Here is a 14400-nt window from a genome sequence, read left to right as displayed (position 1 = left end):
TATTTAATTCTTATTTTTACTAAAAAAGTTCACTGTTATTTATAGGTGAGTTTGTTTTTCTATCGTATGTATTTCACCCTTCATAAAAAATATTTCTCAACATTTTATTTGTTGAAAAAGATTGAATATTCGTATTATAACGAATATTATGTTGTTATCGGCAAAAAACGATAATTTGCAGACACTGGGGAGGAAATACATTGAAAAAGAAAAAGAAATTAAAACCATTAGCGGTATTAACAACAGCAGCAGTACTAAGTAGTACGTTTGCTTTTGGAGGTCACGCAGCGCATGCTGAGACACCAACATCATCTCTACCAATAGATGAGCACTTAATACCGGAGGAGCGCTTGGCTGAAGCGCTAAAACAACGGGGGGTAATTGATCAATCTGCATCGCAAGCTGAGACGTCAAAGGCTGTCGAAAAATATGTTGAGAAAAAGAAAGGGGAAAACCCTGGGAAAGAAATTTTAACAGGAGATAGTCTTACGCAAGAAGCTTCTGATTTTATGAAAAAAGTAAAAGATGCAAAAATGAAGGAAAATGAACAGGCACAGCAGCCTGAAGTAGGCCCAGTAGCTGGACAAGGTGCAGCATTAAATCCAGGGAAATTAAATGGAAAAGTACCTACTACATCAGCGAAGCAAGAAGAATACAATGGAGCTGTTCGAAAAGATAAAGTACTTGTTTTACTTGTAGAATTTAGCGATTTTAAGCATAACAATATTGATCAAGAGCCAGGATACATGTATTCTAAGGACTTTAATCGTGAACATTATCAAAAAATGTTATTTGGTGATGAACCATTCACTTTATTTGATGGATCGAAGATTAACACATTTAAGCAATATTATGAAGAACAATCTGGTGGTAGCTATACAGTTGATGGGACTGTAACAGAATGGCTTACTGTTCCAGGAAAAGCATCAGATTATGGTGCTGATGCGGGTACTGGGCATGATAACAAGGGGCCTTTAGGACCAAAAGATTTTGTGAAAGAAGCATTAAAAGCAGCGGTAGCAAAAGGAATCAATTTAGCAGACTATGACCAATTTGATCAATACGATCAAGATGGTGATGGAAATAAAAATGAGCCAGATGGAATTATTGATCATTTAATGGTTGTACATGCTGGCGTTGGTCAAGAAGCTGGCGGCGGTAAATTGAAAGATGATGCGATTTGGTCACATCGTTCAAAACTCGGTTCAAAACCATATGCAATTGATGGCACGAAATCTTCTGTTTCGAACTGGGGCGGAAAGATGGCTGCATACGATTATACAATCGAGCCTGAAGACGGAGCGGTTGGTGTGTTTGCACATGAGTATGGCCATGATTTAGGCTTACCAGATGAATATGATACAAAGTACTCAGGACAAGGTGAACCTGTTGAGTCATGGTCTATTATGAGTGGTGGTAGCTGGGCTGGAAAAATTGCAGGAACAGAGCCAACGAGTTTCTCACCACAAAATAAAGAGTTTTTCCAAAAGAATATGAAGGGGAATTGGGCGAATATCCTTGAAGTAGATTATGACAAACTTAGCAAAGGCATCGGTGTTGCGACATATGTAGATCAAAGTACTACAAAATCTAAACGACCTGGAATCGTTCGTGTTAACTTGCCGGACAAAGATATAAAAAATATCGAATCGGCGTTTGGTAAGAAGTTCTATTATAGTACAAAAGGAAATGACATTCATACAACACTTGAGACGCCAGTATTTGACTTAACAAATGCAAAGGATGCTAAGTTCGATTATAAGGCATTTTACGAACTTGAAGCGAAGTATGATTTCCTTGACGTATATGCGATTGCAGAAGATGGAACGAAGACACGCATTGATAGAATGGGCGAAAAAGATGTAAAAGGCGGCGCGGATACAACTGATGGTAAATGGGTTGATAAATCATACGATTTAAGCCAATTCAAAGGAAAAAAAGTAAAACTGCAATTTGAGTACTTAACAGATATTGCAGTAGCTTATAAAGGATTTGCGTTAGATAATGCAGCCTTAACTGTAGATGGAAAAGTTGTTTTCTCTGATGATGCAGAAGGTCAGCCAGCAATGACGTTAAAAGGCTTTACTGTGTCTAACGGATTTGAACAGAAAAAACATAATTACTATGTAGAGTGGAGAAATTACGCTGGTTCTGACACTGCGTTACAACATGCACGTGGCCCAGTATTTAATACAGGAATGGTTGTATGGTATGCGGATCAAAGCTTTACAGATAACTGGGTAGGCGTTCATCCAGGTGAAGGGTTCTTAGGAGTTGTAGATTCTCATCCAGAGGCAATTGTAGGGACATTAAACGGACAACCTACTGTGAAGAGCAGTACGCGTTATCAAATTGCCGATGCGGCATTCTCATTTGATCAAACGCCAGCATGGAAAGTAAATTCACCAACTCGCGGTATCTTCGATTATAAAGGATTACCAGGAGTGGCAAAATTTGATGATTCTAAGCAATACATCAACAGCATTATTCCTGATGCAGGACGTAAGTTACCGAAACTAGGACTGAAGTTTGAAGTGGTAGGCCAAGCTGAAGACAAGTCTGCAGGTGCAGTGTGGCTTCATCGATAAAATAAGGTAAAACGAAGAGGAGCTGCGATAAGTCGGTGAAACTGACTTATCGCAGCTTTTTTCTTCTTGTGAAAAAACTTGCTGTTTTTTTATGTACTTATTGGAAAAATTCGAAGTTTCTTTTATAAATAAAATACTCCGCCTGTCCAATTATAGAAGCTATTTTGGGCGTAAGTAATTTGTAAGTAATGAGTAAGAAAAAAGAGATTTTCATAGTATATAATATTTATTATAGCTACTTTTAACACCTGATACTAATAGTGTGCTATAATATGAATTAGCAACAAAAAGGAAAGGAATTAGAACAATGACCTTAGAAAATACTAAAAATTTAAAAAAACAAGTTGCTCCTTTTGAAAAATCAACGATTAAAAAAAGTGTTTGGCAACTGATCAACACAATCGTGCCATTTATTATTTTATGGTACCTTGCTTATAAAAGTTTGTCAGTTTCTTATTGGTTAACATTAGTTCCAGCACTGTTAGCCGCTGGATTTATGACAAGAATTTTCATTATTTTTCATGATTGCACCCATTATTCGTTCTTTAAAAGTCGACGTGCAAATAGAATAGTTGGAACGTGTATGGGTGTTTTAACATTATTCCCATTTGATCAGTGGGGGCATGAACATTCTATTCACCACGCTACGAGTGGTAATTTGGATAAGAGGGGTACAGGGGATATTTGGACGCTTACAGTTGATGAATATGTAGCTGCACCATTTAGACTTCGTTTAGCATATCGCTTATATCGCAATCCATTCGTTATGTTTGGATTAGGTCCGATTTATGTTTTCTTGCTTAAAAATAGATTTAACCGAAAAGGTGCAAGGCAGAAAGAACGTATGAATACTTATTTGACGAATATTATAATTGTTGCTGTAGTAGCTATACTTTGCTGGGCAATTGGGTGGCAATCGTTTCTGTTAGTACATGGTACTATATTCTTAATAGCAGGTTCAGTAGGGATTTGGCTGTTTTACGTACAGCACACATTTGAGGATTCTTATTTTGAAGAGGATAAAGATTGGGAATATGTGAAAGCGGCAGTGGAAGGAAGTTCTTTTTATAAGCTTCCTAAAATTTTGCAATTCTTAACTGGTAATATTGGATTCCATCATGTTCACCATTTAAGCCCAAGGGTACCTAACTATAAACTAGAAGAGGCACACAATAATACGCTTCCGTTAAAAAATGTACCAACGATTACGCTTGCTACAAGCTTACAATCACTACGTTTCCGTCTTTGGGATGAGAAAAGTAACAATTTTGTTAGCTTTAAAGATGTCAAAAATATAATTAAAAATAATGTTTCTGTTCGAGTGAAATCTGAACTATAATTGCATCGTATATAAAACTCCCCTTAATCATTTTCGATTTAAGGGGAGTTTGTGTTTAAAGAGTAGATGCCAGATAAGAGGAAAATTTACATAATTCAAATTGTAATTGAAGCAGATTAGGAATTGCTCGTACGTAAGTACAAATATAAGATGGTAAATGCATTATGTTAACAAATTCATAGTAAAAGGGGGGATCGTACAACATTATATCCAAAAATAAGAAAAGACTTGAACGAAAATTCCATTCATTTTTCTTGGTGTTCCGCATTCCATACACTTAAATAGGACGCATATTCTAATTCATCTGGATTCTCATGTAGCATAGAAATGAATTCTAATTTGTTTCCATCACAATCTAGAAAGTATACACTTGCAGCAGGCATCCACCTTTGGACAATTGGCTCTTGATTTCCTTTTCCTTGACTTCCTATCACTGCTATTCCATGTTCCTCTAACCACGCTTTAGAAGTCATTAAAAACTCTAAATTTACACCAAAAGCAAAATGTCTCGGCTCAAAGTCTTCAATGTTATGTACTTCCCATAGTCCAAGCATTTGTTGTTTATTTTCTCCGACCCAAAAGAAAGCCACTCTTCTTTTGGAGAGTTTTCTTGCTAACGTTAATCCTAGCTTGTTTTGATAGAAATTTATTGCCTTCTCTAAATTTCTTACATGTAAATGAGTTTCGTATATGTTCTGTATCATTATGATCATCCCTTTCTTTATTGGTAACTACCAATTGAATAGTGAATATAATTCTAAAGTTGAAATATGTATAAGCCTAGTAATGTACATCTATATCCGATATACCTATTTGCTATTATATTGAAATTGGAATGTGATAAATCCCACTGAGGTAGTAAGTGTTTAAATGAACACTCTACTACTTTTGTAGGAAAGGGGATATATTCATTAAATTCAGATGAAATCATATTAAAATAATGAAAAAAGACCACACATGAAGTGAAACGCTATGTGTGGTCTTTTATGTATAGTCAAATATTACGAAGTCTCGCTAATTTTAGTTTCACTATGAGTGTTAGTAGAATTTCTTTTCTTAACTTTAAAGTGATAGTAAGTGTAGCAAAAGATGATAAATGGGACAGTGCAATAGATTCCAAGTCGTTGTTCTGGGATAAAAATAAGACTGATTAATATAATGCCATACAATCCAAAACCAAGAATTGGTACGAGTGGATAAAGTGGCGTTTTAAATTTTAAGTCTTCTAATTTTCCGCCGTCTGCTAAATAATGTTTGCGGAAAAAGAATTGAGAAACACAAATTGACATCCAAACAATAATGGTAATGACTCCAGAAATTGAAATGAGCCACAAGTAAACAGTTTCAGCAGCTACTACACTTGTCAAAAGAGAAAAAGCAGAAATAGCTATTGTCATGATTAAAGCGTTGAGAGGAATCCCACGTGATGATAATTTCTTTAAAAATGCTGGAGCCATTTCGTTTTTTGATAAAGACCAAAGCATTCGAGTAGCAGCGTATAGTCCTGAGTTTGCGACAGAAAGAACAGCAGTAAGAATAACAAAGTTCATAATATCAGCTGCATATGGAATACCGATATTATCAAAAACAGCAACGAATGGACTCTTTGTTAATCCAGCTTCTTCCCAAGGAATTAAAGCAACAAGAACAAAGATTGCTAAGACGAAGAAAAACATTGTGCGCCATATAATATTTCTAATAGAACGAGGTAAAGTTTTTGCTGGATCTTCACTTTCACCTGCTGCGATTCCGACAAGCTCTGTACCTTGGAAGGAATAATTGACTGTAACCATTGTTAATAGAATAGCTGCAAGTCCATTCGGAAATAAACCACCATGATTTACGAAATTTGAAAGAAGTGGAGCTGGTTCATCGCCTTTTAAATCAATAAAACCGAACATAGCGGCGCCACCAAGAATTATAAAAGCTATAATGGCAGATACTTTTATACTTGAAAACCAAAATTCTGTTTCTGCATAACTACGAGCAGATAATGCGTTAATAGTGAAGATGGTAACGCCAAATATTAAACACCAAACCCAAACAGGAATATCAGGAAACCAGCGCTGCATTGTAATACCGGCAGTTGTAAATTCAAGACCGGTCGTATTCGCCCAGCTTAACCAATACAACCATCCGATTGTAAAGCCAGTTGCAGGATTGATGAATTTAGTAGCATATTCCTGAAAAGAACCTGAAACAGGCATGGCTACAGCAAGTTCACCAAGACATAGCATAACGAAATACATTAATAATCCACCAGCAATAAAGGCAAGTACGGATCCACCAGGTCCAGCCTGACTTATAATAAAGCCAGATCCGTTAAATAACCCGGTTCCAATCACACCACCGAGTGCAATCATGAATAAGTGTCTACTTTTCATCGTACGTTTTAATTCATTGTTTGTATTGCTTACTTGCGCCATTGTTTTCCTCACTTTCGTAGTTGATAGAATAACGTTTGATGTTTTTCCGTATTATGGAATGTATTCCGTGATGTGAAATCTTGTTATAATTTTCAGATAATTAAAAAGAAAAGTCAATATTTTTTTGTTTGCGTTTTCAATTCGTTGTTAGTGATATGTTTTTATTGTTAGAAAATTAAATAAATAGATTGATTTCATTTCGAATGTTTGCTAAATTGATAGTTAATTAAGCGTACTAACATATTACGAGTAAAGTTGAGGCGAGTTATGGTACAGTCCATTGATCGAGCGATAAGTATTATTAAATTATTGAATTCTACAAATGAAAAAGAGTATTGGGCTATTTCTGATATAGCTGATGGAACACATCTCCCGGTTAGTACAGTACATAGATTACTTAACTCTCTAATGGAGCATGGGTTAGTTACACAAATTACAGAGACAAAACAGTACAAAATTGGACCAATGTGGATGGAAATAGGGTTGCGTCAATTGGAGAAGGTAGACTATAGATCTGTTGCAAGAGAAGTGATGAAACGTTTGGCTTCTGAAGTGGAAGAAAGTGTCTATTTGAATATTCCAAACGGAACACATTCTATTATCATTGAAAGAATTGATAGTCCTTTAAAAATTCGAGTTATCGATAATCTAGGAGAACAAATTCCACTTTCAATTGGTGCTGCAAATAAAACGATGCTTGCCAATATGAAAACGAATGAAATGGAACATATTGTAGAGCATTTACTTCCTTCATTACCAGAACAAAAGCAAATTCTTCTTAATCAAATAAAGCAAATAAAAAATGAAGGATATGCTGTCAGTTATGGTGAAAAAACAGAAGGGACAGCTTCAGTAGCTGCACCTATTATCGGATTTAATCATAAAGTAGTAGGAGCATTAAGTGTTGGGTTAATTAGTCATCGTATTAATGATGATCGACTATCTTTTCTTATTAGCAAGGTAAAACAAGCGGCTCATGAAATATCAATAAAAATCGGCAGTACATCAGAACTATAATTTTGATAGCTGTCGTCATTTTTTATTCATATACTGGAATTAGTTTTCATAATGCGGAAAATAGGGGGATTTATATGTCAAAGTGGCAATCAAAAGAACAATTGGTTCAATTATTAAGCAGTCTTGTTGAAATTCCTAGTATTACCGGTTCAGAAGCTGAAGTAATATTGCCAGACTTTGTTGTGGAACAATTATCTGACTTACAGTATTTCAAACAAAACCCGCACCATTTGCAAAAAAATCCGACAGGGGACGGACGATATTTTGTTACAGCACTAGTAAAGAAAAGCGATAGTACAAAAAATACTGTAATTCTAGTAAGTCACTTTGATGTTGTAGATGTACAAGATTACGGAATGTGGAAAGAAGATGCATTTAATCCTAAAAAGTTAACATCTATGTTTTATTCTCATAAAGATGAACTTCCAGACCATGTACGTGAAGATATAGAACATGGAGAATGGCTGTTTGGTAGAGGAACAATGGATATGAAATGCGGCCTCGCATTACAAATGGCAATGATTGAGCAAGCTTGCGAAGAAAGATTTGATGGGAATGTTCTTTTATTGGCTGTACCAGATGAAGAAGTAAACTCTGTAGGGATGAGAGCTGCTGTTCCAAGATTACTAGAGTTAGCAAGAGAACATGATTTAGAGTATAAAACGGTACTAAACTCAGAGCCTATGTTTTCAAGACATCCTGGTGACCAAAATAAGTATATTTACACTGGCTCTATTGGTAAAGTGTTACCTGGTTTTCTTTGCTACGGAAAAGAGACACATGTAGGTGAACCTTTTGCAGGGTTAAATGGGAGTTATATGGCTTCATTAATAACAGCAGAATTAGAGTTAAACACAGACCTTTGTGATATTGTAGAAGGGGAAGCGAGTCCTCCGCCAACTAACTTACTTCAAAGGGACTTAAAAGAGGATTATTCTGTACAAATTCCGCATCGTGCAGTTACATTATTTAATTTGTTTTTATTAGAAAAATCAATGACAGATGTAGTTTCATTGTTACGTCAAAAAGTAACGAAAGTAGCAGAGAAAATAGAAGAGTCGTATGAAAAACATGCATATCGTTTTTCTAAATATAATCCATTTATACCACCTAATCTCAAAGTAAATGTATTAACTTATGAAGAGCTTATCACATATGCAATTGAGCAACATGGACGAGAAAAAATAAATCATATTCAATCTAATATTATAAAAAATAGAGGAGATAAAGATGATCGTGCGGTAACCATTGATTTAGTAGATAAATTAGCGATTTTATGTAAAGAAAAGGCACCGATGATTGTACTTTTCTTCGCTCCGCCGTACTATCCAGCTGTGAGTTCACGCAACAATCCTTTAATAAAAGAGGTAGTTGTAGAAATGGAAAAGTATGCACACTACAATCATAAAATTACATTTGAAAACCAAAATTATTTTGGGGGGATTTCAGATTTAAGTTATGTAGGCTTGCAGTATCCACTGGATTCAATGAGTTCGCTTGTAGACAATATGCCATTATGGGATAAAGGTTATTCAATTCCGCTTCAGGAATTAGAAGAGTTTGATGTTCCAGTATTAAATATGGGGCCGGTAGGAAAAGATGCACATCAATGGACAGAACGTCTAGATGTAAACTACGCATTTGAAACGCTATTAGATATGTTACCGAAGTGCATTGAAAAATTATTAGTTTCTAATAAAATTACACAATCATAGTAGGGAATAGGTAAGGGATAAAACAGAACCTGTAAAGAAGATTTGAATGAAATTATTTTAATATAATTAAAACTGAAACGGCCAAACTCAATTATATATGAGTTTGGCCGTTTATCATGTAGTGAATTTCTAATTAAATTCATATGAATTCATAGCTAACGCGATCTCTTTTACAGTTTTACTTTTTAGTTTGACCAGATAGTTCAACAGACTTTTGCGTACAACGCTGCATAGCTGAAATAATCGCTGTTCTCAGTCCTTTTTCCTCCAATGTTGCTACAGCTTCTATTGTCGTTCCGCCAGGAGAACAAACCATATCTTTCAATTCACCTGGATGTATTCCTGTTTCTAGTACCATTTTTGCAGAGCCTAACACAGCTTGAGCAGCGAATTTATATGCTTGATTTCTTGGCATACCATCTAGTACAGCAGCATCTGCCATCGCTTCTATAATCATATATACATAAGCTGGTGAAGAACCACTTACAGATGTTACAACATCCATTAATTTTTCACTTACGATCTCTGTTTGACCAAAACTATTGAAAATGTTTAGTACATCTTCTAAATCTTTTTCTGTCACCATTTCATTCGGGCATAATGCAGACATTCCTTCTCCAACAAGAGCAGGAGTATTAGGCATTACCCTTACAACCTTTACTTTTTTATTAAAGGCATTTTCAGTACTTTCAATACTTTTCCCAGCAGCGATCGTAACGATGATAGCATCGTTTTTGATTATTTCTTTTATTTCATTAATTATTGACGCGTATAGGTCTGGTTTGATTGATAAAATTAAAATATCAGCATTTTTAGCTACTTCATTGTTGTCGGTAGTTGTAGTTAGCCCATATTTTTCACTAGCATTTTTTAAATTAGCAGTGTTTAAATCTGAACAAATAATTTGATTTGAAGACACTATATTTTTGTTTATCATTCCGCCAATCATAGCCATTCCCATATTTCCGCAACCGATGAATCCAATTTGTTTATCCATAATAACTCAATCTTGCTCCTTTTATAATCAATTATATCGGTTTGATATTATTTTCTTAGAATAAGAATAACATCCCTGTGCAATATAAAGAAACATTCTAAGAGAATATATTCCTTTTTGCAACACTAAAAGATAAAAATTAATTATATTCGACATTATGTAAATATATACACTATAATGTAAGGTTTTATGTTTATGAATATGAGTTAAACTTATATCATTTTGTATTTTCATTCAGTAGGGCGATAATTTCATACAAATAACTTGCGGCTCTATTTATTTTTAAAAATACCTCTTGACACCGAATCGAACTATATCGCATAATATAAAAAAATTAGATTGAAAATCGTTGAAGGGAATTAGTACATATGTCTTCTTGCGAAAGAGAGTGGAATTCACCGGCTGAAAGATTCCTCGTATAGAATATATCGAACCTATCCCTGAGTCTTAAATGAAAGTTTAGGCGTTCGCCTGCGTTATAGGCACCAAGTGGATATCTATGTATATCAATTAAGGTGGTACCGCGGAACAATGACCGTTTCGTCCTTTTTATTTTATTAAGGGCGAAGCGGTCATTTTTATTTTGCTCTTAAATACCTCATTGCAGCATTGATGAGAATAGATATAGTTACAAAGTGAATGAAGTGTAATTTATAAAAAACTTTGATTTTAGACTTGGGGGATAAAAAAGTGAAAAAACAACGAGTTGTTGTAAAGATTGGGAGTAGTTCCTTGGCAGATAGTCACGGAGGCATCTCTACAGAACAGCTTTCAGATCACGTTGCCGCATTGGCTCGGTTGAAAGAAGATGGGCACGAGGTTGTGTTAATTACATCTGGAGCCGTCGCTGCAGGTTTTTCAGCGCTAGGATATCCTAGCAGACCTGTAACGATTAAAGGGAAACAGGCTGCAGCAGCTGTCGGACAAAGTTTGTTAATGCAGGCGTACACGGAGGAATTCCGTAAATATGGCATCGTTACTGCGCAACTTTTGCTGACGAGGAGTGATTTTTCTAGAAAAGAACAATATAGTAATGCTTACGCTACGTTAGGAGAATTATTAAACCGCTCCGCTCTTCCAATTATTAATGAAAATGATTCCATCTCTTTAGAGGAGCTGACGTTCGGTGATAATGATATGCTGTCAGCTTTAGTAAGCGGACTTGTTTCGGCGGATATGCTTATGATCTTTACGGATGTGAACGGGTTATATGACAAAAATCCTCAGAAAAATGCGGATGCAAAAAAATATTATTTTCTTCCTGAAGTTACGGAAGAAATTTCTTCTCTTGCAGGAGATGCTGGCTCAAAACTTGGGACTGGCGGTATGAAATCAAAAATCGACGCTGCAAAGACAGCGCTCTCTCTTGGTGTGAGTGTATTTATCGGAACAGGACGTGGACAGGAAAAGTTTGTAGATGTTTTGAAGGGTAAGGGTGATGGAACGTATGTTGGTAATGCTCCTCAAAAAGAAATGAAGATGAACAAGCAATGGATTGCCTTACATTCGCTTGTTAGCGGACAAATTGAAGTAGATGCTGGGGCAGCTACTGCCATCATTCAGCATGGTAAGAGTTTACTTCCAGCTGGTGTTACGAATGTATCAGGATTTTTCCAAGTGGGTGAAGTTGTAGAGGTTGTAACGCAACAAGGGCGCGTAATAGGAAAAGGACAATGCACATATAGTGCAGAGGAACTAATAGATGTAAAAGGTATGCAAAGCCAAGATATTCAAGTAAGAGGCGAGAGACATAGTTATGAAGTCATCCATAGGGATCATTGGGTTTCACTTTAAAAAGGAGGAAATAAAAATGAATGAAGTGTTGGCAAAGGGGATAAAAGCAAAAGAGGTTGCTAGAGAGCTTGTGCTTAAATCTACAGAGCAAAAAAACGAAGCACTTTCCGCAATAGCTGATCAGTTAATATTAGAAACAGCTTATATTTTAGAAGAAAACAAGAGGGATATTGAAGAAGGTAAGGCAAAAGGATTTTCTGATTCACTCCTTGATCGTCTTCTGCTAACTGAAAATCGTATTATTGATATGACAGAGGGGATTAAGCAGCTAATTGAATTACGTGATCCTGTAGGAGAATGTGTAAGTGCATGGGAAAGGCCAAATGGACTATCTATTCAGGAGATACGCGTACCACTTGGTGTTGTCGGGATGATTTATGAGGCAAGACCGAATGTAACTGTTGATGCTGCTACAATTTGTTTAAAAACAGGAAACGCAGTAATACTACGTGGTAGTTCTTCTGCTATCCATTCTAACAAAGCCATCGTTAGCGTTATTCACCGGGCACTTAAGCAAACTAGCTTGCCTTCAGAAAGTGTACAGCTCATAGAAGATACAACGAGAGATAGTGCAAAACAGTTGTTTACATTGAACGAGTACTTGGATGTTCTTATACCAAGAGGCGGTAAACAATTAATTGATACAGTAGTGAGAGAAGCGTCTGTTCCAGTACTTGAAACAGGTGCGGGAAATTGTCATATATTCATTGATGAAACAGCAGATAAACAAATGGCGTTTAATATTATTATAAATGCAAAAACACAGCGTCCATCTGTATGTAATGCAATTGAGACGATTGTACTTCATGAGAATTGGGCAGAGCAATATGGTAGCGAGTTGTTTTCTTCCTTGAAGGAAAGAGGAGTGGAGCTACGTGGTGATAATAAAGCAGTGGCGATTGATTCTTCTATCTTACTTGCGACAGAAGAAGACTGGGAAACTGAGTTTTTATCTCTCACACTAGCAGTGAAAGTGGTTTCCACTGTTGAAGAAGCGATTCATCATATAAATACGTATGGATCTATGCATTCTGAAGCAATTATTACTGAAAACGAGGAAAACGTCAGCAAGTTTTTTACTTCTGTAGATGCCGCGGCACTTTATCATAATGCATCGACTCGTTTTACAGATGGATCCGAATTTGGATTCGGAGCGGAAATTGGTATCAGTACACAAAAGTTACACGTAAGAGGACCAATGGGGCTTCCAGCATTAACTTCTACAAAATATGTGATTCGTGGAAATGGACAAATTCGAAAATAATAATAAAAGACACTCAATTGGCTTGGGTGTCTTTTATTATTAAAATTAATTACCATACAAATAGCCCAACGAGCATAGCACTTAATAAAGAAACAGCCATCCCGCTAACAAGAAGCTTCCAAACATTTTTACCGATGACTGATGATTTTTCTCCGCCAAATAATGAATTGTAAGTTCCGTAAATCATACCTACTGTACTAAAGTTAGCAAAAGAAGCTAGAAATGTCGTTGCAACCGCAACCGTATGCGGTTGTAGCGACTTTAAGTTTGATTTTAAATCCATCATTGCAACAAATTCATTCGTCGTTATTTTGATCCCCATTAATTCAGCTACATACATAGCATCACTGCCTGATAAACCGAGTAAAAATGCAAAAGGACTAAAGATAATGGAGAAGATTTTTTGAATTGTTAACCCCGTTACAAAAAATCCTAAAATCCCATTTAAACATGCTGTTAAAGCTACATAACCAATTACCATAGCTAAAATAACGATAACCATATTCATCCCAACTAACATACTGTTTGAAATAGTAGAAAAGAAATCCTTTTTTTCATGTTTTGAAGGTGTGTAAACAACGTCTTCTTCTTTCGAAACTTCCACAGGATTTAATACATTGGCTAAAATTAATGCGTTAATACAGTTTAATGGGATTGCGCTGAAAATATATGTTGCTGGAACCATTGATAAATAAGCACCAAGAATGGATCCGCTAACGCTACTCATACTCATAATTCCAAAAGTTAATAATCGATTTTCTTTTAAAACAGATAATTGATCACGAACAACCGCAAGTGCTTCGGTGTTTCCTAAAAACATCATTTGAATCGAAAAGAAACTTTCTAACTTTGGTAAACGAGAAATCTTTGAAATAACTGCACCTACTTTATCAATAATCCAAGTTAAGATTCCGAAATAAGAAAGAATATCGAAAAAAGTAATAACAAAAATGATAGGAAGTAACGCACTAAAGAAGAAATCAATGTGCTGACTTTCCATAGCTGAAGGAAATGCAAATCGAATACCTTCATTCGCACATGATAGTAGCCAACTGAAAAATGACGCAATTTTATTAATGATAATACTGCCGAGCTTTGTGCCTAACATAAACCACGTAATAAAAAGCTCCAATAGGATGAGAATTACAATTGGTCTCCATTTTATATGTTTTTTATTAGGCGAACATAAGAAAATGATTAATATGACAACGAAAATCCCTAACATATTCAATATGAAATACATGTCAACAACTCCTTGAG

General features: G+C 35.7%; 10 protein-coding genes and 1 other annotated feature. Of the genes, 6 read left to right on the top strand and 4 right to left on the bottom strand.

Going from position 1 to position 14400, the window contains the following annotated elements:
- Nucleotides 1-200 precede the first annotated feature (200 nt).
- Together MR107_RS00160 and desA are read left to right on the top strand one after the other, a co-directional pair.
- Entirely contained in the window at nt 201-2588 is a 2388-nt protein-coding gene (locus MR107_RS00160; protein WP_000727440.1) for an immune inhibitor A domain-containing protein, read from the top strand.
- A gap of 307 nt (nt 2589-2895) precedes the next feature.
- On the top strand, nt 2896-3927 hold the full coding sequence (gene desA, locus MR107_RS00155) for a Delta(5) desaturase DesA (RefSeq protein ID WP_000171504.1): 1032 nt from the start codon (nt 2896-2898) through the stop codon (nt 3925-3927).
- 245 nt (nt 3928-4172) lie between these two features.
- Here desA and MR107_RS00150 read toward each other — a convergent pair whose 3' ends face one another.
- Nucleotides 4173-4631 carry a VOC family protein gene (locus tag MR107_RS00150; RefSeq protein WP_060852533.1) on the bottom strand — a complete coding sequence of 153 codons (459 nt, stop codon included), beginning with the start codon at nt 4629-4631 and terminating at the stop codon, nt 4173-4175.
- A 297-nt stretch (nt 4632-4928) separates the two neighbouring features.
- On the bottom strand, nt 4929-6353 hold the full coding sequence (locus MR107_RS00145; RefSeq protein ID WP_000079991.1) for an amino acid permease: 1425 nt from the start codon (nt 6351-6353) through the stop codon (nt 4929-4931).
- A gap of 267 nt (nt 6354-6620) precedes the next feature.
- Here MR107_RS00145 and MR107_RS00140 point away from each other — a divergent pair, with 267 nt between their 5' ends.
- Entirely contained in the window at nt 6621-7370 is a 750-nt protein-coding gene (locus MR107_RS00140) for an IclR family transcriptional regulator (RefSeq protein ID WP_242291970.1), read from the top strand.
- A 74-nt stretch (nt 7371-7444) separates the two neighbouring features.
- Nucleotides 7445-9085 carry a M20/M25/M40 family metallo-hydrolase gene (locus MR107_RS00135; protein ID WP_000049571.1) on the top strand — a complete coding sequence of 547 codons (1641 nt, stop codon included), beginning with the start codon at nt 7445-7447 and terminating at the stop codon, nt 9083-9085.
- Nucleotides 9086-9263: 178 nt separating this feature from the next.
- Here the strand turns inward: MR107_RS00135 and proC are convergent, their stop codons facing one another.
- Nucleotides 9264-10082 (bottom strand): pyrroline-5-carboxylate reductase, encoded by an 819-nt coding sequence (proC, locus tag MR107_RS00130; RefSeq protein WP_000360723.1) that lies wholly within the window; start codon nt 10080-10082, stop codon nt 9264-9266.
- Between the two features lie 340 nt (nt 10083-10422).
- Nucleotides 10423-10633: a binding site (T-box leader), on the top strand.
- Nucleotides 10634-10772: 139 nt separating this feature from the next.
- Between proC and proB the strand changes: the two genes are divergently transcribed.
- Nucleotides 10773-11876: a glutamate 5-kinase gene (gene proB / locus MR107_RS00125; protein ID WP_000744803.1), complete on the top strand. Its 1104-nt coding sequence runs from the start codon at nt 10773-10775 to the stop codon at nt 11874-11876.
- Between the two features lie 16 nt (nt 11877-11892).
- Entirely contained in the window at nt 11893-13140 is a 1248-nt protein-coding gene (locus MR107_RS00120; protein ID WP_242291969.1) for a glutamate-5-semialdehyde dehydrogenase, read from the top strand.
- A gap of 49 nt (nt 13141-13189) precedes the next feature.
- On the opposite strand, the gene MR107_RS00115 is transcribed toward MR107_RS00120, so the two are convergent.
- The gene (locus MR107_RS00115) at nt 13190-14383 is read right to left on the bottom strand and encodes a NupC/NupG family nucleoside CNT transporter (protein WP_242291968.1); all 1194 of its coding nucleotides are present in this window, start codon (nt 14381-14383) and stop codon (nt 13190-13192) included.
- Nucleotides 14384-14400 lie beyond the last annotated feature (17 nt).

The organism is Bacillus cereus group sp. BfR-BA-01441, from assembly GCF_022663075.1.
Taxonomy (GTDB): domain Bacteria; phylum Bacillota; class Bacilli; order Bacillales; family Bacillaceae_G; genus Bacillus_A; species Bacillus_A cereus.
Note: the sequence above shows the minus strand (reverse complement) of the source record. Positions and strands in the feature narration are given on the sequence as shown.